This window comes from Microbacterium sp. ANT_H45B, assembly GCF_008369345.1.
GTDB lineage: Bacteria > Actinomycetota > Actinomycetes > Actinomycetales > Microbacteriaceae > Microbacterium.
On sequence record NZ_VOBK01000003.1, the window covers coordinates 82348 to 105625 of the forward strand.

The 23278-nt window shown below is 69.8% G+C and carries 16 protein-coding genes; 8 read left to right on the forward strand and 8 right to left on the reverse strand.

Annotation, left to right across the window (positions count from 1 at the left end):
* Positions 1–4: 4 nt before the first annotated feature.
* Both FQ142_RS12680 and FQ142_RS12685 read right to left on the reverse strand, forming a co-directional pair.
* The gene (locus tag FQ142_RS12680; protein ID WP_149423598.1) at positions 5–3292 is read right to left on the reverse strand and encodes a family 20 glycosylhydrolase; all 3288 of its coding nucleotides are present in this window, start codon (positions 3290–3292) and stop codon (positions 5–7) included.
* The gene (locus FQ142_RS12685; protein ID WP_262492146.1) at positions 3283–4500 is read right to left on the reverse strand and encodes an alanine racemase; all 1218 of its coding nucleotides are present in this window, start codon (positions 4498–4500) and stop codon (positions 3283–3285) included. The genes FQ142_RS12680 and FQ142_RS12685 overlap by 10 nt, the downstream gene beginning before the upstream one ends.
* Before the next feature lie 25 nt (positions 4501–4525).
* On the opposite strand from FQ142_RS12685, the gene FQ142_RS12690 reads away from it, so the two are divergent.
* Positions 4526–4933: a RidA family protein gene (locus FQ142_RS12690; protein WP_149423599.1), complete on the forward strand. Its 408-nt coding sequence runs from the start codon at positions 4526–4528 to the stop codon at positions 4931–4933.
* A gap of 94 nt (positions 4934–5027) precedes the next feature.
* Positions 5028–6527: a L,D-transpeptidase family protein gene (locus tag FQ142_RS12695; RefSeq protein WP_149424134.1), complete on the forward strand. Its 1500-nt coding sequence runs from the start codon at positions 5028–5030 to the stop codon at positions 6525–6527.
* A gap of 96 nt (positions 6528–6623) precedes the next feature.
* On the opposite strand, the gene FQ142_RS12700 is transcribed toward FQ142_RS12695, so the two are convergent.
* Positions 6624–8843, reverse strand: a complete 2220-nt coding sequence (locus FQ142_RS12700) for an NADP-dependent isocitrate dehydrogenase (protein ID WP_056418776.1) — start codon at positions 8841–8843, stop codon at positions 6624–6626.
* 176 nt (positions 8844–9019) lie between these two features.
* Here FQ142_RS12700 and FQ142_RS12705 point away from each other — a divergent pair, with 176 nt between their 5' ends.
* The 6 genes from FQ142_RS12705 (at position 9020) to yicI (ending at position 16292) form a co-directional block, all read left to right on the forward strand.
* Positions 9020–9478: a GNAT family N-acetyltransferase gene (locus FQ142_RS12705; protein ID WP_056412076.1), complete on the forward strand. Its 459-nt coding sequence runs from the start codon at positions 9020–9022 to the stop codon at positions 9476–9478.
* A 209-nt stretch (positions 9479–9687) separates the two neighbouring features.
* Entirely contained in the window at positions 9688–10701 is a 1014-nt protein-coding gene (locus FQ142_RS12710) for a LacI family DNA-binding transcriptional regulator (protein WP_149423600.1), read from the forward strand.
* Between the two features lie 138 nt (positions 10702–10839).
* Positions 10840–12147, forward strand: coding sequence for an ABC transporter substrate-binding protein (locus FQ142_RS12715; protein WP_149423601.1), 1308 nt, complete (start codon positions 10840–10842; stop codon positions 12145–12147).
* A 58-nt stretch (positions 12148–12205) separates the two neighbouring features.
* Positions 12206–13171: a carbohydrate ABC transporter permease gene (locus tag FQ142_RS12720; RefSeq protein WP_056418779.1), complete on the forward strand. Its 966-nt coding sequence runs from the start codon at positions 12206–12208 to the stop codon at positions 13169–13171.
* Positions 13171–14058, forward strand: coding sequence for a carbohydrate ABC transporter permease (locus FQ142_RS12725; protein ID WP_200946545.1), 888 nt, complete (start codon positions 13171–13173; stop codon positions 14056–14058). Before FQ142_RS12720 ends, FQ142_RS12725 begins: the two co-directional genes overlap by 1 nt.
* Positions 14058–16292 (forward strand): alpha-xylosidase, encoded by a 2235-nt coding sequence (gene yicI / locus FQ142_RS12730; RefSeq protein WP_149423602.1) that lies wholly within the window; start codon positions 14058–14060, stop codon positions 16290–16292. The genes FQ142_RS12725 and yicI overlap by 1 nt, the downstream gene beginning before the upstream one ends.
* 51 nt (positions 16293–16343) lie before the next feature.
* On the opposite strand, the gene FQ142_RS12735 is transcribed toward yicI, so the two are convergent.
* The 5 genes from FQ142_RS12735 to FQ142_RS12755 form a co-directional block, all read right to left on the reverse strand.
* On the reverse strand, positions 16344–17150 hold the full coding sequence (locus FQ142_RS12735; RefSeq protein WP_149423603.1) for a hypothetical protein: 807 nt from the start codon (positions 17148–17150) through the stop codon (positions 16344–16346).
* Positions 17151–17245: 95 nt separating this feature from the next.
* The gene (locus FQ142_RS12740) at positions 17246–19060 is read right to left on the reverse strand and encodes an ABC transporter ATP-binding protein (RefSeq protein ID WP_056412091.1); all 1815 of its coding nucleotides are present in this window, start codon (positions 19058–19060) and stop codon (positions 17246–17248) included.
* Positions 19057–21000, reverse strand: coding sequence for an ABC transporter ATP-binding protein (locus FQ142_RS12745; protein WP_149423604.1), 1944 nt, complete (start codon positions 20998–21000; stop codon positions 19057–19059). The genes FQ142_RS12740 and FQ142_RS12745 overlap by 4 nt, the downstream gene beginning before the upstream one ends.
* 288 nt (positions 21001–21288) lie before the next feature.
* A complete protein-coding gene (locus FQ142_RS12750) occupies positions 21289–21786 on the reverse strand; it encodes a methylated-DNA--[protein]-cysteine S-methyltransferase (RefSeq protein WP_056412098.1) in 498 nt (165 codons plus the stop codon).
* Positions 21783–23270 carry a DNA-3-methyladenine glycosylase 2 family protein gene (locus FQ142_RS12755; protein ID WP_149423605.1) on the reverse strand — a complete coding sequence of 496 codons (1488 nt, stop codon included), beginning with the start codon at positions 23268–23270 and terminating at the stop codon, positions 21783–21785. Before FQ142_RS12755 ends, FQ142_RS12750 begins: the two co-directional genes overlap by 4 nt.
* Positions 23271–23278: the final 8 nt, after the last annotated feature.

Here is a 23278-nt window from a genome sequence, read left to right on the forward strand (position 1 = left end):
TACATTATGCCGAGAGTGATGTCCCGGACCCCGCGGACGACTCCGACAACCGGGCCACGAGCGCCTCGACGATCTCCTCCCGCGCCTGTCGTGTGAGCGGTTTGCCCGGCACGCCCGGACGCCGCTGCGACGGCGCCGGACCGTCGAGAGGACGATACCCCACCCCCGCATGCGCGAGCCGCCTCAGGTGCACCGGCAGGCGGCGTGCGAAGTCCTCGAAGGGCGGGGGCTCACCCCCGTCCCACAGTCGCTCGGCGATCGCGCTGAGGCGCGGGAACATCGCGAAATCGAGCCGGTCGCTCGTCGGCAGATGCTCGGTCCAGACGTTGGCCTGCCCGCCGATCGCTCCCTCGTCGATGCGGACCGCGTACGTCTGCTCGATCGGCAGCGGCGGTCCGACCCGGATCGGCTCCTCGGGCGACTCCGACTGCGGGTAGTCGAGGTACATCTGCAGATCCGGACACGCGATGACCGGCAGTCCGCGGCGCACCGCCTCGCGCAGGGCGACGGGACCGCGCCAGGCCAGGATCGTCACGTCCTCGGGCACATCACCCTCGAGCACCTCGTCCCAGGCCAGCGCGGTGCGCCCGCGATGTCGCACGTGCTCGACGACGTGCGAGGTGAACCACGGCTGCACCTCCCGCACCGTCCCGAGCCCGAGCTCGCGCATCCGCTCCGCCGCGGCCGCACTCGCCGCCCACTCGGTCACCGGGACCTCGTCGCCACCGATTCCGATCCAGGGCGAGTCGAAGAGATCGCACAGCGCATCGATCGCCGCTCGCCCGAAGGCGAGTGCCTCGTCGGTCGGCGCGAGGGTGCGCGGATTCACCCCGAACCGCTGCCAGGGCCCGGTCGCGACCTCGGCGGCGTCGGTGTTGCCGAGCTGCGGGTACGCGGCGAGCGCCGCCTGAACGTGACCCGGCAGCTCGACCTCGGGCACGATCGTCACGAAGCGCTCGGCGGCGTAGGCGACGAGGCCGCGCAACTCCGCATCCGTGTAGTGCCCCTCGTGCACCCCCGCCTCGACCGTGGCCAGTGGACCGTGGCCCCGCTGCGTCCCGTCACGGCGCGCCCCCACCTGAGTCAGCCGGGGGTAGCCCGGCACCTCGAAGCGCCAGCCCTGGTCGTCGGTCAGATGCAGGTGCAGGACCGAGAGGTGGTGGTCGGCGAGCAGGTCGATGAGGCGCCGCACGTCCTCGGGGGGACGGAAGTGCCTGGCGACGTCGAGCATCGCTCCCCTCCAGGCATGGGCGGGAGCGCCCTGCCAGATGCCGGCGGGGATGCGTGCGCGCTCCACCCCCGGCTCGCGCAGCTGGAGCAGGGTGGTCACCCCGCGGAACACTCCTTGCGGGCTCGCGCCTCGCACGTCGATCGTCGTCGCCGACACCGCGATCCGGAAGGCCTCCACACCGATCCGCCCGTGCGCGAAGGGCTCGGCGGCGAGCGATTCGTCGATGCTCAGGACGATCGCGAGGTCCGCTCCCGATGCGGACGCGGGGTCGGCGCCGGAACGATCGCTCCGACTCTCCGGCGACCCGAGCCGCGACGCGCTCGCCGCGAGGTCCTGCGGCGCGAGCACGGGGGTGCGAGCCGTCCACTCGAACGGCGGGGAGGCGGGATCCACCGACACGAGCACCTCCGGTACCGTGGCGCGATGCGGCGGCGGCGTGCGGCGCAGTGCACGGCCGGGAGTCGCACCCGTCACGGCCCTCCGGAGCACGACGGGAACGCCCGCGACCAGCACCTCGACGATCCCGACGGGCGGCTCGAGAGGCGCGTCGAACGTCGCGCCGGCGCCGATGGCGGCGGGGTCGAACAGCACCAGGTCCGCGGTGGCCCCCTCGCGTACCGCCCCGCGGGGAGCGTCGCCGCGGTCGAGGCCCAGCCGTGCGGCCGGGGTGCCGGCCAGATGCCGCACCGCCTCCTCGAGGGTGAGCACGCCGAGCTCGCGGACGTAGTGCCCGAGGTAGCGCGCGAACGTCCCCCGGCCACGCGGGTGCGGCCTCGCTCCGACGAGGATCCCGTCGGAGCCGCCGCAGTGGCGCGGATGGCGCATGATCGTCCGGACGTTCTCCTCGTCGCCCACGTGCATCAGGATTCCCGTGGCGCCGCGGTCGGCGAGGATCGTGTCGAGCACGACGTCGATGGCGGGCCTTCCCGACGAGGCCGCGATCTCGGCGATGGAGCGGCCGACGAGGCCGGTCAGGTGCGGATCCGAGACACCGGATATCTGGATCGCGTCCCAGTCGGCCCGTTCGCCGTGGAAGCCGTCGGAGCCGACGTCCTCCAGCTCGATGCGCACGGCCTCGCGGCCTGCGCCGTCGAGCGCGGCGATGGTGCCGAGCAGGTCGCCGCTCTCGGCGAGTCTGCTGGGAAGGAGCGCCGCCAGGGTCGTGGCCCCCGGGAGGTAGGGGTACGTGTCGAGGGTGACGTCGACGCCGTCGCCGGATGCCGCGTCGACCAGGGCGAGCAGTTCCGCCGCGCGCCCCCTGTTCGGTGCGAAGTTCATCGTCGCGTGCGTCAGGTGGATCGGGCATCCGGTGCGGCGGCCGATGTCGAGCACCTCCCGGTAGGCGTCGAGGGCCGCTCCCCCGTAGCTGCGGGTGTGGGGCGCCCAGTATCCGCCGCGCTCGGCGACCACCCGACAGAGTGCCTCGAGTTCCGCGGTGTCGGCGTACATGCCGGGGGTGTAGGTCAGGCCGCTCGACATCCCGAAGGCGCCGGCGTCCATCGCCGCCCCCAGGATCGTGGACATCTCGTCGATCTCGGCGTCGGTGGCCGGCCGATTCTCGTGGCCGACGACCATCATCCGCAGGTTGCCCTGCGGCACGAGCACGGCCGCGTTCGCGACGGCTGCACGGTCGATCGCCGTGAGGAGGTCCTCCATCGAGCGCCACGGCGCCTCGTCCGGCATCCCGTTCCATCCGGCGATCTGCGCGGGGATGACCGCCGCCGTCGCGTCATCGAGCGGCGCGTAGCCCAACCCGTCCTGGCCGAGCACCTCGGTGGTGACTCCCTGCAGGATCTTCGCGTCGTGGGTCGCCCCCTGCAGCACCGCGAGCTCGCTGTGCGCGTGCATGTCGATGAATCCGGGAGCGAGCACGAGACCCGCGGCCTCGACCTCGACGGCGTCGTCCGGCAGCTGCAGCCGCCGGCGGTCGCCTGCTCCGATGACGGCGACGATGCGGGATCCCTCGACGGCCACGTCGGCGACGAACCGGTCGTCCCCGGTGCCGTCGACGACCGTCGCCGCCCGGTACACCCTGACCAGCTTCTCGCTGCTCAGAAGCACGTCGCCACCGCCCCGACGACGCGCGGGTCGTCGGCATCGGGGTCGTCGATGACCGCCACGACGCGCCACTTGTCGAAGGCGGTGCACGGGTGCGACAGTCCGAGACGCACGACGTCACCGGGGGCCGCCGACGCGGTCTCCGCGAGACGGAGGAAGGCGTGCTGATCATTGAGGGCCGTGATCTCGCCGCCGATGGACTGCGGGATCGGCAGACCGAGATCGAACGGCACATCGCGACGCCCCGCATCGAGGAGCGCGAGGCCCGGCTCCGGCTGCGAGACGACGCGCGACCAGGCGTGCATCGCCGACCGCAGCGGAGCGGTCGAGGTGAGCGGCCCGAACGGCGACATCCGCGAGTAGAAGCCGTCGTCGTGGATCTGGAACGCCCCCGACCTCAGCACGATGTCGGCATCGGCACGATGCGGTGCGAGGATCGCGGCGGCCCGATCGGGGAAGGCGCTGCCACCGGCGCTCAGCACCGGACGCACGTCCTCCGAGTACGCGAGACGCCGGTGCAGGGTCACGAGGGTCTCGAGGTACGCGTCGACCGCTTCGACCGACGCCGCGCTGCGATCGGGTCCGAACGGCCCCTCGTATCCGGCCACCCCGGCCAGGCGCAGGCCCGGAGCGTCGAGGATCGCCTCGGCGATGCGTTCGCCGTCGGCGAGGCTGCGCGCGCCTGTGCGCCCACCCGCACCGCCGAGTTCGACGAGCACGTCGAGGGGCCGGGCGGCGTCGGAGAGAGCCTCGGCCAGGATGCCCACGGTCGTCGGCGAGTCGGCCCAGCACAGGATGCGCAGGCCGGGGTCCTCGGCGAGCAGCTCGCCGAGGTGGCGGGCCGCCGCGCCATCGGTCACGGCGTTCGCGATGAGCACGGTGCGCACTCCGGCCGCGATCGCGACCTCGGCCTGCCACGCCGTCGCGACCGAGATCCCCCACGCGCCCGCATCGAGCAGACGCTGCCAGAGAGCCGGCGCCATCGTGGTCTTCCCGTGCGGCGCCAGCAGCACCCCCTGCTCGGCCGCCCAGCCGAACACCGTCATCTCGTTGTGCGCGAGCGCGGCCTCGTGCACCGTCAGGATCGGAGTGGTCAGATCGGAGAGATGCAGATCCGCAGCCGCGATCTCGGAGAGACGGAGGCCCGCGGTTCGCGCGGAGAAGCCCTTCGCCCACGTGCCGAGAACAGGATCCGGAATTTGTAGAGGCATCTAACAAGGCTACTAGGGTGGAGGTATGACCGCGAAGATCCGTATCTCGACCGACGCCGCCCCCGCTCCCGCCCACACGTTCTCGCAGGGCGTGCGGAAGGGGCCGATCGTGCAGGTCTCGGGACAGGGTCCCGTCGACCCGCAGACCGGCGACTACCTGTTCCCCGGCGACGTGGCCGCACAGACCACTCGCACCCTCGAGAACGTCAAGGCGATCGTCGAGGCATCGGGAGCGACCTTCGACGACGTCGTGATGCTGCGCGTGTACCTCACCGCGCGCGAGGACTTCCCGACGATGAACGAGGCGTACGGCGCGTTCGTCAGCGCCCACACCACCGGCGACGTCCTGCCCGCGCGCACGACGGTGTTCACCGGACTCCCCCGCGAGGAGATGCTCGTCGAGATCGACGGACTCGCGGTCGTCTCCGACTGAGAGAGTCCCGGCCGGCCCCGCGGACCGTTGCCTCCTCGTTACCTGCGATCGCGTAGCATATCAGTGAGGACACACACGAGAAAACCGGGGGGTGATGTTCGTGACCGATCTGATCTCAGCTCAGGATGCGAAGACCGAGAAGCTGAACGAGGCGACGGATGCCGTCGTCGCACAGGAGTCCGACGCGCCCACCGCCGCCCTTCCGCCGCAGAGCGGTGACCCCGAGGTCGCCTGGGCCCCCATCGAGCCCGCGCCCAAGAAGAAGCGTCTCGGTCTGTGGATCGGGCTGGGCGCAGGAGCGGTCGTTCTCGCCGCGGGCGCCGCGTCGATGATCCTCATCGCCCCGGGCACCACCGTCGCCGGCATCTCCGTCGGCTGGCTCACGCCCGGCGCCGCCGCTGACGCGATCGATGCCCACGTCGCCGAGACCGAGGTCACGCTCACCGGAGCAGGTGACGACGTCGTGCTCACCGGGGCCGACCTCGGCGCCTCGATCGATGCCGGAGCACTCGCCGACAAGGCGTTCGCGGAGCATCCGCTCTGGAATCTCGGGGCGTGGATGGGCGACCCCATCGCCGGCGAGATCACCCTCGACCCCTCGACCGCGGACTCCGCGTTGCGCTCGGCCGTCCCCGCCAGCTACGAGGATCCGACCGATGCCGGCGTGGTCTTCGACGCGGCCACCGCCGCCTACACGGTCACCCCGTCGGTCTCCGGAACGGCCGTCGACATCGACGGTCTCACCGCGGCCATCGTCGACACCGTCGCCGACGGCGGCAAGAGCCTCGAGTTCTCCGGCGCGCCCGTCGAGGCGGCGGCCGCCGTCACCGATGACGACGCGACGACGCTGATGACCTCGTTGAACGGGATGCTCGGCACGATCGGCTTCTACGTCGGCGAAGAGCGCACGGTCCCCGTCGACCCCGCCACCGCCGCGAGCTGGTTCTCGGTCGTCGACGACGACGGATCCCTCCGTGTGGTCGCCGACGAGGCGGTCATCCAGACCACGATCGATTCCCTCGCCGGCGCCGTCGACCGCGCGCCCGTCAACGCGACCAACATCGTGAACTCGTCGGGCGAGGTGCTCCGCACCGAGACCGCGGGCGTCAACGGCCGCGCGCTGGGCGACACCTCGAACCTCGCGTCCGAGGTCGCCGACAAGCTCGAGGCCGCCGACGGCGTCATCCCGCTCGCCGTCACCGAGACGCCGTTCGAGTCGGTCAACCTCGTACGCAAGATCGACGTCGACCTCGGATCCCAGACCGCGACGCTCATCGAGAACGGAGCGGTCGTCCGCTCCTGGGCGATCTCGTCCGGCAAGGCCGCCACGCCCACCGACACCGGCAACTTCACGGTCTACGCGCACGTGCGCATGCAGACGATGAAGAGCCGCGAGCCCGACGGATCGATCACCGAGACGCCGAACGTGCCGTGGGTCACGTACTTCAACGGCGACGAGGGCTTCCACGGCACCTACTGGCACAACGCCTTCGGCTCTCCCCGCAGCCACGGCTGCGTGAACATGCCGATCGATGTCGCCAAGTTCGTCTACGAGTGGTCGCCTGTCGGCCTCGAGGTGTCGGTCCACAACTGATCGTCGCCGCCTCCTCGGTTCCGCGCGCGGCCCGAGAAAGGAAAGGCGAAGGGGGCCGGATGCTCGCGCATCCGGCCCCCTCTTCCGTGTCGTCGGTCAGTTCAGCGCGTCGACGATCCCGTTCAGCGTCGCGGACGGGCGCATCACGGCCTGGACGAGCGCGTCGTCCGGACGGTAGTAGCCACCGATCTCCACGGCCGTGCCCTGCACCGCGTTGAGCTCGGAGACGATCGTCTCCTCGTTCTCGGCGAGGGTGGCGGCGATCGGCGCGAATGCGGCGGCGAGCTCGGCATCCGTCGTCTGCGCCGCCAGCTCCTGCGCCCAGTACAGCCCCAGGTAGAAGTGGCTGCCGCGGTTGTCGATCGTGCCCAGCGCACGCCCGGGTGAGCGGTCCTCTTCGAGGAACGTGCCCGTCGCGGCATCGAGGGTCTGCGCGAGCACGCGAGCCTTCTCGTTGCCGGTGCGGTCGGCGAAGTGCTCGAGCGAGGCGGCCAGCGCGAAGAACTCGCCCAGCGAGTCCCAGCGGAGGTAGTTCTGCTCGACGAGCTGCTGCACATGCTTCGGAGCGGAGCCACCGGCACCGGTCTCGAACAGGCCGCCACCGGCGAGCAGCGGCACGATGGAGAGCATCTTGGCGCTGGTGCCGACCTCGAGGATCGGGAACAGGTCCGTGAGGTAGTCGCGCAGCACGTTGCCGGTCACCGAGATGGTGTCGAGACCGTGACGCATGCGGGCGAGCGTGTAGCGGGTCGCCTCCTCCGGAGCCAGGATCGTGATGGTCAGCCCCTTGGTGTCGAGCGTCGCGAGTCCCTGGTGCACCTTCGCGATGATCTGCGCGTCGTGCGAGCGGTTCGCGTCGAGCCAGAACACCGCGGGGTCGCCGGTCGCACGCGCCCGGGTCACGGCCAGCTTCACCCAGTCCATGACCGGGATGTGCTTGGTCTGCGTGGCACGCCAGATGTCGCCGGGCTCGACCTCGTGCTCGATCAGCACGGTGCCCTCGCTGTCGACCACCTGGACGGTGCCGGCGGTCTCGATCTCGAAGGTCTTGTCGTGGCTGCCGTACTCCTCGGCCGCCTGCGCCATCAGGCCCACGTTCGGCACGGTGCCGATCGTGGCGGGGTCGAGCGGGCCGTTCGCGATCACATCGTCGATCACGGCCTGGTAGACGCCTGCATAGGAGGAATCGGGGATGACCGCGAGCGTGTCGGCCTCGCCGCCGTCCGCGCCCCACAGCTTGCCGCCGTTGCGCACCAGGGCGGGCATCGAGGCGTCCACGATCACGTCGCTGGGGACGTGCAGGTTCGTGATGCCCTTGTCCGAGTTCGTGTACGACAGGCGGGGCCCCTCGGCGATCGCGCGGTCGAACGCCGCGGCGATCTCGTCACCGCCGGCGACGCCGCCCAGACCCGCGAGGATCGAGCCGAGTCCGTCGTTCGCGGTGAGCCCTGCGGCGGCGAGCGCGTCGCCGTGCTGTGCGAAGACATCGTGGAAGAACGCGCGCACCACGTGGCCGAAGATGATCGGGTCGCTGACCTTCATCATCGTCGCCTTGAGGTGCACCGAGTAGAGGATGTCGTCGTTCTTCGCCGTCTCGAGCGTCTCGGCGAGGAAGGCGTCGAGGTTGGCGGCGGAGAGGAACGTGGCGTCGATGATCTCGCGCGGCAGGACCTTCAGCCCCTCCTTGAGGATCGTGACGGTGCCGTCCGCGGCGGTGTGGCGGAAGCTCAGGACGTCGTCCTTCGCCGCCACCCACGAGCGCTCGTTGTGCTTGAAGTCGTCGTGACCGAGCGTCGCCACACGGGTCTTCGACCCCTGTGCGAACGCCTTGTTGCGGTGCGGGTGCTTCTTGGCGTAGTTCTTCACCGCGAGCGGCGCCCGGCGGTCGCTGTTGCCTTCGCGCAGCACCGGGTTGACGGCCGATCCCTTGATCCGGTCGTAGCGCGCCCGCACATCCTTCTCCTCGAGGGAGGTGGGCTCGTCCGGGAACGAGGGGATGTCGTATCCCTGCGACTGGAGCTCGGCGATCGCCGCCTTGAGCTGCGGGATCGAGGCCGAGATGTTCGGCAGCTTGATGATGTTCGCCTCGGGGAGGGTGGCGAGCCCCCCGAGCTCGGCCAGCGCGTCGCCGACCTGCTGCTCGGGAGCGAGCTTCTGCGGGAAGGCGGCGAGGATGCGGCCGCCGAGCGAGATGTCGCGGGTCTCGACCTCGATGTCGGCCTGTCCCGTGTAGGCCTTGATGATCGGCAGGAAGGAGGCGGTGGCGAGTGCCGGTGCCTCGTCCGTGTACGTGTAGATGATGGCGTCGTCGGTCACCAGGAGGTTCTCCGTTCGCGAGGGCATATTTGTCTCGATACCAAGATACCTGAGCGGCCCATCCGGCGTGGGCGCGGGGCCGCCCTCACCGCCTCGCGCGGGGGCTCGCACCCAGGGCCGTGACCAAAACCCGGGGTTTGCGGGCACGATGTCGCCCGAGGCGTTAGCCTGTGACTATGTCCGAACTGCGCATGGTCGAACTCTCCGCCGCGACGATCGTCGCCGTGAACAACCTGTCGCTCAAGCCCGGGCAGGAGCAGTTCCTCGCTCCGGTGTCCTACGGCATCGCTGCGACCGTCATCGATCCGCAGACCTCCTGGCAGCGAGTCGTCCTCGAAGACGATCACGTCGTCGGGTTCGTCAGCGCCAACTTCGATGCCGAGGCGCCCGAGGAGCACTTCCGCTCCGTGCTGTGGCGCATCAACGTCGATGCCGAGGGCCAGGGCAAGGGCGTCGGCCGCTTCGCCGTCGAGAGCCTGCTCGACGAGGCCAGGACGCGCGGATTCGATCACGTCAACGTCATCTATGAAGCCGGCGAAGACGGCCCCGAGGCATTCTTCCTCCGTGTCGGGTTCACCCCGGTCGGTGAGACCGAGTACTCCGAGGTCATCGCCCAGATCCGCATCGCCTCGTAGGCGGGCGGCGGGGTCTCGGGTCCCCTCCCCCTCGAGGGTCGGCCATCCGCCCCTCGGTCCGTCGTGCCCTCCCGCCCTCGGCGGCACAGGTATTTGTTGCGATTGCCCACAAAAGCCTTGCGCGCCGGCGAGGTGCGTGTCATCATCGATCCCGAGGCCGCTGGCGAAGCGCTTCGACGATGTGACCTGACGATGATGACGGAGTCCCGATGACGACGATCCACGACGTGGCCGAGGCCGCCGGGGTGTCCATCAGCACCGTCTCCTACGCCCTCAGCGGCAAGCGGCCCGTCTCCGAGAAGACCCGCCGTCGCATCGAGGACACGGTGCGGACCCTCGGCTACGAGCCGGATGCCGGCGCCAGGATGCTGGCGGGACGCCGGACCCACATCTTCGCGCTCACCGAGCCGCTGCGTGCCGACACACACGCGCCCACCCACATGGCGTTCGTGCTGGCGACCACGGTCGCCGCCCGCCGACGGGGCTACGACATCCTCCTCCTGACCGACGAGCAGGCGTCCGAGGGGATGAACAGGGTCGCCGCCAGCAACCTGGTCGATGCCATCCTCGTGCTCGACGTCGCGCCCGACGACGCACGGGCCGACATCGCCCGCTCGCTGCGCTCCCCCACCGTCTTCATCGGCATCCCGGACGACGCGGACGGGCTGACCTGCGTCGACCTCGACTTCGAGGCCGCAGGGCACCTCGCGATCGACCGCCTCGCGGATGCCGGCCATACCGCCGCCGTGCTGCTCGGTCAGACCGAGGTCTCGTACGTGAAGTCGAACTTCCCGCGCCGACTGCTCCGCGGGGTGCAGGCCCAGGCGACGCGGCGGGGCGTCGCCCTCGAGTGGGCGACCACCGGTGTCACGACGACGGATGCGTCGGCCGTGCGCACGGCGGTCGAGGCCGCCCTCGACCGCGGGATCCGCGCTTTCGTGGTGCACGCGGTCGGCGACGTGCACGAGGCGCTGCTCGCCGTCATGACCGAGCGCGGGCTGACCGTCGGCACGGACGTGTCGGTGATCTCTGCCGCGGCGTCCTTCGACACCGCGACGCTCCCCGTGCCCGTGGACACGATCCCCCTGGTGCCGCAGCAGTCGTGCGAGCTCGCGATCGATCTCGCCGTGCAGCGCCTCGAAGATCCGCACGCCCCCGCGCGCATCCACCTCATCCCTCCCGAATACCTCTCCGCCGGATCGATCGCTCCCGCCCGGGAGTGACCCCCCCGGAGAATCGCGGTCGCGTCGATTTTGTCGAAACGCTTCGACGATGCGATCTCGAGCCGATCACCCACAACTGAACACCCGACCCGATGAAGTGTCCGGCCCTCCGGGGCCACCGAGAAAGGAGTGCCGACGATGGCACGCAACACCCGCAGGACGAAGACGTTGGCGGCTCTCGCCGCACTCACCGCGACCGGCATCGCACTGAGCGGCTGCACGGCGGGATCCGGCGACGAGGGCGGTGACGGACAGACCCTCACGCTCTGGCACTACGAGGGTGCGGACAGCGCGATGGGCAAGGCGTGGGCCGAGGCGATCGCGATCTTCGAGGAGGAGACCGGAGCCACGGTCGAGTTCGAGGAGAAGTCGTTCGAGCAGATCCAGAAGACGGCCAGCCAGGTGCTCGACACCGACGCCGCCCCCGATCTGATGGAGTTCAACAAGGGCAACGCGACCGCCGGGTTCCTGGCCTCCACCGGCCTGATCGCGGACATCTCCGACGCCGTGGACGAGTACGGCTGGGACGACAAGCTCGCCCCCTCGCTGCAGACCACCGCGAAGTACTCCGACGACGGCGTCATGGGCGGCGACACCTGGTTCGGCATCCCGAACTACGGCGAGTTCGTCGGCGTCTACTACAACGAGGACGCCTTCGCCGCCGCCGGCCTCGAGATCCCCACCACCTACGACGAGTTCGTCGACGTCCTCGACGCGTTCGTCGCACAGGGCGTCACGCCGCTCGCCGAGGCGGGTGCCGAATACCCCCTCGGCCAGCTCTGGTACCAGCTCGCGTTGAACGCGGGCGATCGCGGCTTCGTCGACGACTACCAGCTGTACAAGGAGCCCGTCGACTGGCAGGGCCCCGAGGTCACCGCGGCGACGGAGACCCTGCAGGAGTACATGGACAAGGGCTACATCGCCTCCGACGTCTCGTCGGTCAAAGCCGAGGACGCGGGTGTCTCGTTCATCAACGGCACCTCGCCGATCTTCGTGTCCGGGTCCTGGTGGTTCGGACGCTTCGTCTCGGAGGCGACCGGCTTCGACTGGACGATGACCGCCTTCCCCGGCGCCGACCTGTCGCTCGGATCCTCCGGCAACCTGTGGGTCGTTCCCGAGAACGCATCGAACAAGGAGCTCGCCTACGAGTTCATCGACATCACGATGCGCCCCGAGATCCAGGCGATCATCGGCAACAACGGCGGCCTCCCGGTCGCGGCCGAGCCCGCCGACATCACCGACGAGAAGAGCGCGGCCCTGATCGAGACGTTCAACGGCGTGCTGGATGCGGACGGGCTGTCCTTCTACCCGGACTGGCCCGCCCCCGGCTTCTATGACGTGATCGTGCAGGAACTGCAGGGTCTGATCACCGGAGCACAGGATGCCGAGACCACGAACACGAAGCTCGGTGAGCAGTACGACGAAGGCACCTCGGAATTCCGTTGATCCGCTCGTGGGGGCGGCGTCCGCGTGGCGTCGCCCCCGCACCCTCCTGGAGATGAACATGTCACTCGCCACCCGTCGCGAGGGCCGCACGAAGCTGCCGCCCGAGGAGCCGTCGATCCCGCAGCGCCGCGGAGGGACCGGGGCCTACTGGATCTACCTGCTCCCCGGCTTCGCTCTGCTGCTCGTCGTCGTCATCGTCCCGCTGGTCTGGAACCTCTACCTGACCTTCACGAAGTGGAAGGGAGTGCGCACCCCGGAGTTCATCGGGCTCGAGAACTGGCAGAAGATCCTCACCGACGGCGACTTCTGGACCTCTTTCACGAACTCGGTGTGGATGATCATCGCGATGGTCGTGGTCCCGACGATCGTGGGCCTGATCGTCGCCGCGCTGCTGTTCGACGTCGTCGGCCGCAAGTTCGGCGGCAGGGTCGGCAGCTTCCTGCGCGCCACGTACTACCTCCCGCAGATCCTGCCGATCGCCGTCGCGGGCATCGTGATCGGCTGGATCGTGCGACCGGGCGGTGACGGCGCGCTCAACCAGATCCTGGGGGCGCTCGGCCTCCCGGCCTACGATTGGCTCGGTCAGATGCCCTCCGCCCTGATCGTGCTGATGGTCGTGATGGTGTGGGTGCAGCTCGGCTACCCCGTCGTGGTCTTCATGGCCGCCCTGCAGCGCGTCGACCCCGAACTGTACGAGGCGGCGGAGCTCGACGGCGCCAACTGGCTGCAGCGCTTCACCTCGATCACCGCCAGCATCATCCGCCCGGAGATCTTCGTGGTCACCCTGACCTGCACGATCGCCGCACTGAAGGTCTTCGGTCCGGTCTACATCATCACGAGAGGCGGACCCGCGGGTGCGACCCTCGTGCCCGCGTACTACGCGTACCAGGAGTTCTTCACCAAGCGGAACGTGGGCTACGGAGCGACCATCGCCACCGTTCTCACCATCGTCGTGGTCATCGTGTCGATCATCTTCATCCGCGTGCAGAACTCCCTCGAGCGCAAGGAAAGGGCGGGTCTGTGATGCACGCCACCACTGCCATCGTCACCGGGACGCCGGGCAAGGCCCGCCCCCGCGGGGGCATGACGAAGAAGCGTCCGGTCGACTGGCTGCTGCTCGCCCTCGTCGTCGTGGGAGCGGTGCTGGTCATCGCGCCGTTCTACCTCGTGCTCGTCAACTCGTTCAAGTCGCCCGTCGACTACGCGACCTCCGGTCCGCTCGCCCTCCCCGAGGCCCTCGACTTCGGCGGCATCATCAAGTTCTGGGAGCGGGTGAACTTTCCCGAGAAGGTGTGGAACTCGATCCTCATCGCCGGCGTCGTCTCGGTGCTCGCGGTGGTGATCTCGATGCTGAACGCGTTCGCGATCGGCATCGGCCGCATCCGCGGCCGCAGCTGGATCGTGCTGCTGTTCCTGATGGCCAACCTCCTGCCGCAGGAGGCGCTGCTCTACCCGCTCTACTTCATGTTCAAATCGGTCGGGCTGTACGACAACGTGTGGGCGGTGATCATCGTCTTCACCGTCATCCAGGCGGCGTTCGGCACGTATCTGCTCTCGTCCGTCTACGGCACGTTCCCGAAGGAGATCCTCGAGGCCGCGTCGCTCGACGGCGCCAGCCGCTGGCAGATCCTCTGGCGCGTGGTCTTCCCGATCAGCCGGCCGACCCTGTCGGTGCTGCTCATCTTCTTCTTCATCTGGACGTGGAACGAGTTCCTCATCCCGCTGACCTTCCTCGCCTCGAATGCGAACCAGACGGTCCCGGTCGCGATCAGCGTGCTGCAGGGCGACCGGCTGATGGACGTGACCACCACGAGCGCCTCGGCGCTGCTGGGCATCATCCCCACGCTCATCTTCTTCCTCATCTTCCAGCGCACCCTCACGCGCGGCATCACGGCAGGAGCAGTCAAGTAATGAAGTTCACCGACGGGTTCTGGCAGCTGCGACCGGGTGTCACGGCGCTCTACGCCCAGCAGGCCTACGACATCGCCGAGACGGAGGACACGCCGGACGGCGCCGGCCTCGTCATCACCGCCCCGACCAGGGTGATCGCCGGCCGTGGCGACACGCTCAACCGCCCGGTGCTGACGACCACGCTCTCCTCTCCGGCCGAGGGTGTGATCCGGGTGCGGATCGCTCACCACGAGGGCGGCCTGCGACACGAGGGCTTTCGGCTCCCTGGCGCCGGGTCGGGGCACGCGACGCGCGACATCACCGCCGAGGGCGGCGTGCTCGATGCCGGCGCCCTCATCGCCCGGATCTCGGCCGGCGCCCCCTGGGATCTCTCGTTCGAGGTCGAGGGCCGTCGGGTCACCGGCAGTGGCCACAAGTCGCAGGGATACATCCGGCTCGCGCACGACGCCCAGGTCGATCCCGGCATCGTCGACAACGCACGCCAGGGCGGGTCCGCACCCCGAGACTCCGTGTTCGTGCACGAGCAGCTCGACCTGGGGGTCGGCGAGCTCGTCTACGGCCTCGGCGAGCGGTTCGGGCCGCTGGTCAAGAACGGCCAGTCGATCGACGTCTGGAACGCCGACGGCGGGACCTCCAGCGAGCAGGCCTACAAGAGCATCCCGTTCCACCTGTCGAACCGCGGATACGGGGTGCTGGTGAACGACTCCGGCCACGTCTCGTACGAGATCGGCTCGGAGTCGGTCGAGCGGGTGCAGTTCTCGGTCCCCGGCGAGGTGCTCGAGTACTTCGTGATCGCGGGCCCCACCCCGAAGGACGTGATCGCGAGGTACACGGCGCTGACCGGCAGACCTCCCGTGGTGCCCGCCTGGTCGTACGGTCTGTGGCTCTCGACGAGCTTCACCACCGACTACGACGAGCAGACCGTCAGCGCGTTCATCGATGAGATGTCCGCGCGCGACCTGCCGGTGTCGGTGTTCCACTTCGACTGCTTCTGGATGCGCGAGTTCAACTGGACCGACTTCGTCTGGGACACCAGGGTGTTCCCCGACCCCGAGGGAATGCTGTCGCGACTGCACGCCAAGGACCTCCGGGTGTGCGTGTGGATCAATCCGTACATCGCCCAGCGCTCACCGCTGTTCCGCGAGGCGGCGGATCAGGGATTCCTGGTCCGCCGCCCGGACGGCTCCGTGTGGCAGTGGGATCTGTGGCAGGCGGGCATGGGTCTCGTCGACTTCACGAACCCCTCCGCCACCGCCTGGTATCAGGCGCATCTGCGCCGGCTGATCGACCAGGGGGTGGACTGCTTCAAGACCGACTTCGGCGAGCGCATCCCCACCGAGGTGGTCTGGGCCGACGGCGCGGATCCGTCACGCATGCACAACCTCTACACCGACCTCTACAACCGCGCGGTGCACGATGTGCTCGTCGATGCCCGCGGATCGGGCGACGCCGTGCTGTTCGCCCGGTCCGCCACGGCGGGGGGTCAGAGCATGCCGGTGCACTGGGGCGGCGATTCCACCTCGACGTATGCCTCGATGGCCGAGACCCTGCGGGGCGGCCTGTCGCTGGCACTGAGCGGGTTCGCGTACTGGAGCCACGACATCGGCGGATTCGAGGGCACGCCGGATGCCGGCGTCTTCAAGAGATGGACCGCTTTCGGCCTGCTCGGCTCGCACTCGCGATTCCACGGCTCCAGCTCCTACCGGGTGCCGTGGGCGTTCGACGAGGAGGCCGTCGACGTCACCCGGCGCTTCACGCACCTCAAGATGCAACTCATGCCCTACCTGTATCAGCAGGGCATCGACGCCTCGCGGACCGGCCTGCCCGTGATGCGTCCGATGCAGCTGGAGTTCCCCGAGGATCCGGCGGTCGGCTACCTGGACCGGCAGTACATGCTCGGCTCGAGCCTGCTCGTCGCACCGGTCTTCTCCGCAGACGGCTCGGTCGAGTTCTACCTGCCGGACGGCGCCTGGACGTCATTGCTGACCGGCGAGACCGTGCAGGGCGGCGGCTGGCGCCGCGAGGTCCACGGCTTCGACTCGCTGCCGCTGTACGTGCGCCCCGGCACCGTGCTCCCCTGGGGTGCGCGCGTCGACCGGCCGGACTACGACTACCACGAGGGACTGCGGATGCGGGTGTTTCCCGGCGGGACCGGCACGGCGTCCGTCACGGTCACCTCGCCCGACAGCGTCGAGGTGACATACCCGGTGGACCTCGCAGAGGTGACCGGGTGACCGGGTGACCCGAACGGGGCGGCGGCGTCAGCGCGTGTGGGGGCGACGGCGTCAGCGCTTGTCGGGGCGACGGCGTTCGTTCCAGGCGGCGAGCGCGGATGCCGCCGCACCGGCCGCGCGATCGATCGCCTCCGTCGAGCGGTTCAGCATGTCCTGCGCGGTCTCCTGCCAGGCGGAGGCCGGTGATGCGGTCTCTTCGCCGGCGCGCACCCTCGCTGCGTGCTCGGCGGCTTCGAAGGCGCGCTCCAGGTCGGCGACCGCGTCGCGATAGGCGGCGAACTCGGCGGGTCCCGCCTTGCCGTCGGCCGCGCGTCGCGCGTCGACCGCGCGTCCCGCGGCGCGCAGGTACTCGGCCGTCGCGGGCTGCTTGACGTCGGTCATCGCGGGATAGGCGATCTGCAGTCCAGGGTCGGTCTCGTACTGCATCCATCGCAGGACGACCGCGTCATGCTCGCCCTGCAGCCGTTCGAGGGGACGCGGCGCCCGCGGTGCCGGGATGGCCGCGCGCGCGGCGGACAGCCGCACCTGCTTCGCCCGCACATCTGCGGCTGCGGCCTTGGCGTCGCTCTCCTTGATGCGCAGCATCCGCTTCGCTCCGGCGACCTGCTCCGCCGTCGCGCGACGCGCGCTGCGCTCGGCCGAGATGCGGGTGACGTCTGCCCTGGCGAGCTTGACCGCCATCCGGCTCTGCACCGCCTTCTGCCGGGCGGCCCGCAGATCATGGCGCGCGGCATCGAACTCGAGGCGGCGTCCGCCCGCTGTACGTCGTCGCCCCATGCCCACCGCTCCGGCCGCCACCCCTCCGGCCGCGACGGGCGCGAGCCACCACCACTCGACGGCGAGCAGCAGAGGGTCCATGCTTCGATGCTACCCAGGCCTCGACAGCTGCGGGGGAAAAGCGCGGATGGCGACCCCCGAGGGGAGATCGCCATCCGCCGAGAACCCTGCCCGACCTAGACCAGGGTCTGCTGCCACGCCGCGTGCAGCTGCGCGAACTTGCCGGTGCCGCTGATCAGCGACGCGGGCGTGTCGTCCTCGATGATCCTGCCGTGCTCCATCACGAGCACACGGTCGGCGATCGCGACGGTCGACAGCCGGTGCGCGATGATGATCGCGGTGCGGTCCTTCAGCAGGGTCTGCAGGGCGTCCTGGATCAGCCGCTCCGACGGGATGTCGAGCGATGCGGTCGCCTCGTCGAGGATGAGCACCGCGGGGTCGGCGAGGAAGGCGCGCGCGAACGAGATCAGCTGACGCTGACCCGCCGACACGCGACCGCCGCGCTTGTTCACGTCCGTGCCGTAGCCGTCTGGCAGCGACGAGATGAACCCGTCCGCGCCGACCGCACGCGCCGCGGCCCGGATCTCCTCGAGCGAGGCGTCCGGCTTGCCGAGCGCGATGTTGTCGGCGACCGTGCCGCTGAACAGGTACGCCTCCTGCGTCACCATGACGATGGCGCGGCGGAGGTCCTTCGGATGCAGGTCTCGCAGGTCGACGCCGTCGAGCGTCACCGATCCGGCGGACGGGTCGTAGAACCGGGAGATCAGCTTCGCGAGGGTCGACTTCCCCGCGCCGGTCGTGCCGACCAGCGCGATCGTCTGGCCCGCGGCGATGTCGAGCGAGAAGTTCGGCAGGATCGTCTTCTCGCCGTTGTACCCGAAGGTGACCTCGTCGAACCGGACGTGCCCGCGGGACTCCCATAGATCGACCGGCTTCTCGGGGTCCGGGACCGTCGGAACCTCCTCCAGCACGCCCGAGACCTTCTCGAGCGCCGCCGTGGCCGACTGGTACGAGTTGAGGAACATCGCGATCTCCTGCATGGGCGCGAAGAAGTTGCGCACGTACAGCACGGCGGACAGCAGCACGCCGACCGTGAGAGCGCCCTCCGAGACGCGGATGCCGCCCCAGAGCACGACGATGCCGAGCACGAGCGCGGCCACTCCCATCAGGCCGGGCTCGAAGGTGCCGAACAGCAGCATCGAACGCCGGTTGACGTCGCGGTACTCGCCGGCGATCTTCTGGAAGACGACGTCGTTGCGCGGCTCCTTGCGGAACGCCTTGACCGCGCGGATCCCCGTCATGGTCTCGACGAACTGCACGATGACCTTCGCGCTGATGACGCGCGATTCGCGGTAGACCAGCTGCGAGCGCGAGTAGAACCAGCGCATCAGGAAGAACAGCGGGATGCCGCCGATCGCCAGGATGAGCCCGGACTGCCAGTCCCACACGCACAGGGCGATGAAGGTGAACAGACCGAAGAGCACGCCCGAGACGAGCTCGTTGAGGCCGCCGTCGAGCAGTTCCTTGATCGAATCCAGATCGCTCGTCTGCCGGGAGATGATGCGGCCGGACGTGTATGACTCGTGGAACTCCAGGCTGAGGCGCTGGGTGTGCAGGAAGATCCGCTTGCGCAGGTCGAGCAGCACCGCCTGGGTGAGCTTGGCCGCGATGATCACGTACCAGGCGATCATCGCCGCGGCCACGGCGCCCGCAAGCAGGTAGATGCCGCCGATCATGAAGGTCGGCATCCAGTCCGCGCGCTCGAGGACGGCCGGCAGGGCACGGTCGAGACCGATGCTGATGAGGATCGGTCCCGCCACCTGCAGTGCCGTCGAGATGACGAGCACGACCGCGGCGAGGATGATCCGCGGCTTCAGCGGCCGGACGAGCGAGCCCAGCAGGTGCAGCGATCGGCGACGGATCGCCCTGCTCTCCTCCTTGGTGTAGCGGGAGCGGTCCTCGTCCTGCGTTCCGGTGATGGTGGAGCTCATCGCTGCACCTCCTTGTCCTCTACGACTGCGGTTGCTGAGCCTGACGAAGCATCGTCGGCGGACTCCGCACGGATGCCCTCGGCGACCGTCGCGTCGATCTCGGCCTCGGCGTCGCGGATGATCGGGATCGCCCCGGTGCGCGCCGCCTCCTCCGCCTCGAGGCTGGAGATGACGTGGCGGTAGTGGCTGCTCGTCCTGAGCAGCTCGGAGTGCGTGCCCACCGCGGTCACCCGCCCCGCCTCGAGCAGCGCCACGCGGTCGGCGAGCGCCACGGTCGAGGGACGGTGGGCCACGATCATCGCCGTGGTGTCGGCGAGCACGTGCCGCAGCGCCTCCTCGACGAGCGCCTCGGTGTCGACGTCGAGCGCCGACAGAGGATCGTCGAGCACGAGCACCTTGGGTGCGGCCGCGACGGCGCGCGCCAGCGCGAGACGCTGACGCTGACCGCCGGAGAGGCTGAGCCCCTCCTCGCCGATCACCGTCTCCACACCCTCCGGCAGCGTGTCGACGAAGGCCGCCTGCGCGACGTCGAGCGCTTCGCGCAGCACGCGCTCGCCCTCGTCGCTGTGCACATCGAGGTCGGCCCTACCGAGCAGCACGTTCTCGCGCACGGTCGCCGAGAACAGCGTGGCGTCTTCGAAGGCCATCGCGATGTGCTGGCGCAGCTCGGCCAGCGGCAGGTCGCGCACGTCGACGCCGTCGAGCGTGACGCGGCCACCGGTGACGTCGTACAGACGCGTGGTCAGCGTGGTCTTGCCGCTGCCGGTGAGACCGACCAGGGCCATGGTCTCGCCCGGACGCAGCACGAGGTCGATGCCGTCGAGCAGATCGCGCTCGTCGGCGGCGGCGTCCTGGTAGCGGAAGCGCGCCCCCTCGAACGCGAGCTCGCCGCGCGGCTCGGCGATGTGCACCGGCTTCTCGGGGTCGGCGATCGAGTTCGTCTCCGAGTAGATGTCGAACACGCGATCGGTCGCGGTGCGTGCGTCGAGCATGAACGAGAACAGGAAGCCGATCGACTCGATGGGCCACCGCAGCACGACGGCCATCGCGAAGAACGCGAACAGCTGCGCCTGATCGATCTCGCCCTGCGAGATCAGCCAGATGCCCGACATCAGGCTGAGTCCGAACGCGATCTGCGGCATCAGGTCGAGCCAGAACCAGATCGATGCGATCGCGCCGGCCTTGCTCATCTCGGTCTCGCGCAGGGTCTCGGCCTGTCGGCTGAAGCGGCTGAGCGCGTGCTTCCCCCGGCCGAACGCCTTGAGCACGCGGATGCCGTGCACGCTCTCCTCGACGCTGGTCGCGAGGTCTCCGGCCTGGTCCTGGCTGCGACGCGTGAGCGCGCCGTAGCGCTTCTCGAACAGGTACCCGCGGATCCACAGGGGGATCGCGGTCACGATGAAGATGACGCCCAGCAGCCAGTGCCAGCGGAACAGCAGCACCGAGCCGATCACGATCGTGAGCAGGTTGACCACCAGCAGCACGAGGCCGAAGGCGAGCCACCGGCGGATGAGGCCGATGTCCTGCATCATGCGGCTCAGCAGCTGGCCCGACTGCCAGCGGTCGTGGAACGACACCGGAAGCGTCTGCAGACGCGAGTAGAGCTCGGTGCGCATCTTGTACTCGACCTGCGTGGCGGGGTTGAGCACGAACTGGCGGCGCAGCCACACCATCAGAGCCTCACCGAGAGCGAGGGCGAAGACGGCGAGCGCACCCCAGGCGATGCCCTCCAGCGCACCCGCCTGCACCGGTCCACGGATGATCTGCTCGAGCACGATCGGGATCATCAGGGCGATGATCGCGGCGACGAGCGCGCTCGCGGCGCCGCCGGCGAGTCGCCAGATGACCGGCTTGACGAACGGCTTGAGGCGCCACAGAGCGGCGGGAGTGGAGAGGGTGGAGGACGGCGAGGCGTTCTGCGATGAAGGCGAGGAAGACATGTCTCTCAGACGAGTTTCGTATGGGGAAGCGGTTGCTGAAGGGGACGGACGCGCGAAAGGACTCTCGGAGTCCGGCATCCGGTGACGTCGTGCGGGGGAGAACGGCTCTAGCGGAGCGGGCGCACCGGGGTCGAGCCGAGAGCGGCGATCTGCGCAGCGGAGATCGATGTCATGGTGTCCTCCTCAGGGGCTCGGCTATGTCGTCCGGTCGGTGCGACAGCCCACCAGCCTATTCCTGTGAACCAGCTGACCGCAAGAGAGATTCCCGATTCCCTGAGAATCGCCGCGTCAGCTCCGGCCGGCCTCCCGCTCGAGCAGGCTCGACTTGACGCCCGTGCCCCACGCGAACCCGCCCATGGTGCCGTCCGAGCGCAGCACGCGGTGGCACGGCACGAACAGCGCGGGCGCGTTCCTGGCGCAGATCGAGGCCGCGGCACGGACCGCCCGGGGGTTGCCGATACGGGCGGCGAACGACGTGTAGGTCAACGGCTCCCCCGGTGCGATCGCGCGCAGCGCCGCCCATCCGGCCAGCTGCAGCGCGGTGCCGGTCTGGTGGACCGCGACCGTGTCGACCGCCGACAGGTCACCCGCGTAGAAAGCCAGGACGGCGGCCGCGGCATCGGTCTCGCCCTCGGCGACGGTCGACGGCTGCGCGGACGGCGAGAGACGCCCGATGATCGCGCCCTGATCGGCGGTCCACCCCGACGCCAGCACCCGCTGGCGCTCGTCGGCGAGGATGGTGAACGACCCGTCGGGGGTGTCCAGGGTCTGGATGAGGGCGGTCATGATGTCTCCTTCGGAACGGATCTCTGAGATGTGCGTCGCGGACGCACCGGCGCCGCGCGCCAGAGGTGAGCACTGAGATAGCTGCGCCACGGAGCCGCACGCTCGGCCCAGGCGACCAGCGGGATCGGATCTCCCGGCAGGCCCGAGGCCGCCGCACCGGCGCGCAGCGCCACGTCGCCGGGAAGCAGGATGTCGGGGTCTCCGAGAACACGCATCCGCACGTAGTCGGCGGTCCACGGGCCGATCCCCGGCATGGCGAGAAGCGCCGCACGCTGCTGGGCGCCGTCGTCTCCGACGGTGAGCGTGAGGGATCCGTCGGCGAGCGCGGCCGCCGCCCCCACGATCGCCCGGATGCGGGCACCCGGCCCTCGCAGCACCTCGGCGCCGTGCTCGGCGATCGCCGACATGGTCGGGAACAGGAGTCCCTGCTCGGTGCGCTCCCCCAGGGCCTCGGTGAGCGCCGTGAGCGCGGTGCGCGCGGCGACGACGGTGATCTGCTGACCGATCATCGCCCGGATCAGCATCTCGTGCGGATCTGCGGATCCCGGCACGCGGATGCCGGGCGTGCGCGCGACCAGCGGCGCGAGCTCCGGATGTGTGCCGAGGGCCTGATCGACGGCCGACGGATCGGCGTCGAGGTCGAAGATCCGCCGCACCGTGGACACCAGGGGCGCCAGGTCGCCGAGCTGCGCGACCCGGGCTCGCAGATGCAGGCGCTCGGCGCCGTCGAGGCTCACCTCGAACCAGGCGGGTCCCCCGGCCATCCGCAGGTGCCGGGAGAACGAGCTGGAGGTGGCCACCTCGACCCCCGCCACGGCTCGGGCCCCCATCCAGTCGAAGATGCCGCCTGCGTCGAGCGGGCCGCGATACGGAAGCACGAGATCGATCTCGCCCGGCACGACCGCTCCCGGCACGCGCCGTCGCGCCCTGAGCTCGCCGGGGGTGAGCGCGAACACCTCGCGGATCGTGTCGTTGCACTGCCGGATGCTGGCGAAACCGGCCGAGAACGCCACCTCGGAGATCGGCATGTCGGTGCCGACGAGGAGCATCCGCGCCATGTGCGCCCGATGCGCTCTGGCGAGGGCGAGAGGACCTGCACCGAGCTCGGTCGAGAGCAGCCGAGCGAGGTGCCGTGTCGAGTACCCCAGGCGCGCGGCGAGGCCGGCGACCCCCTCGCGTTCGACGACACCGGCAGAGATCAGCCGCATCGCCCGCGCCGCCACGTCGCCGCGCAGATCCCACGCGGGCGACCCGGGAGCGGCCTCGGGGAGGCAGCGCTTGCAGGCGCGGAATCCGGCCTCGTGGGCCGCGGCGCTGGTCGGATAGAAGGTGACGTTCTCGGGGTTGGGCGTGCGCGCCGGACAGCTGGGACGGCAGTAGATGCGGGTCGAGCGCACCGCGGTCACGAACTGCCCGTCGAAGCGGGTGTCGCGCGCACTGATCGCACGGTATCGCTCGTCGAAGTCGGTCACGGGCAGGCTCATGCCTCCAC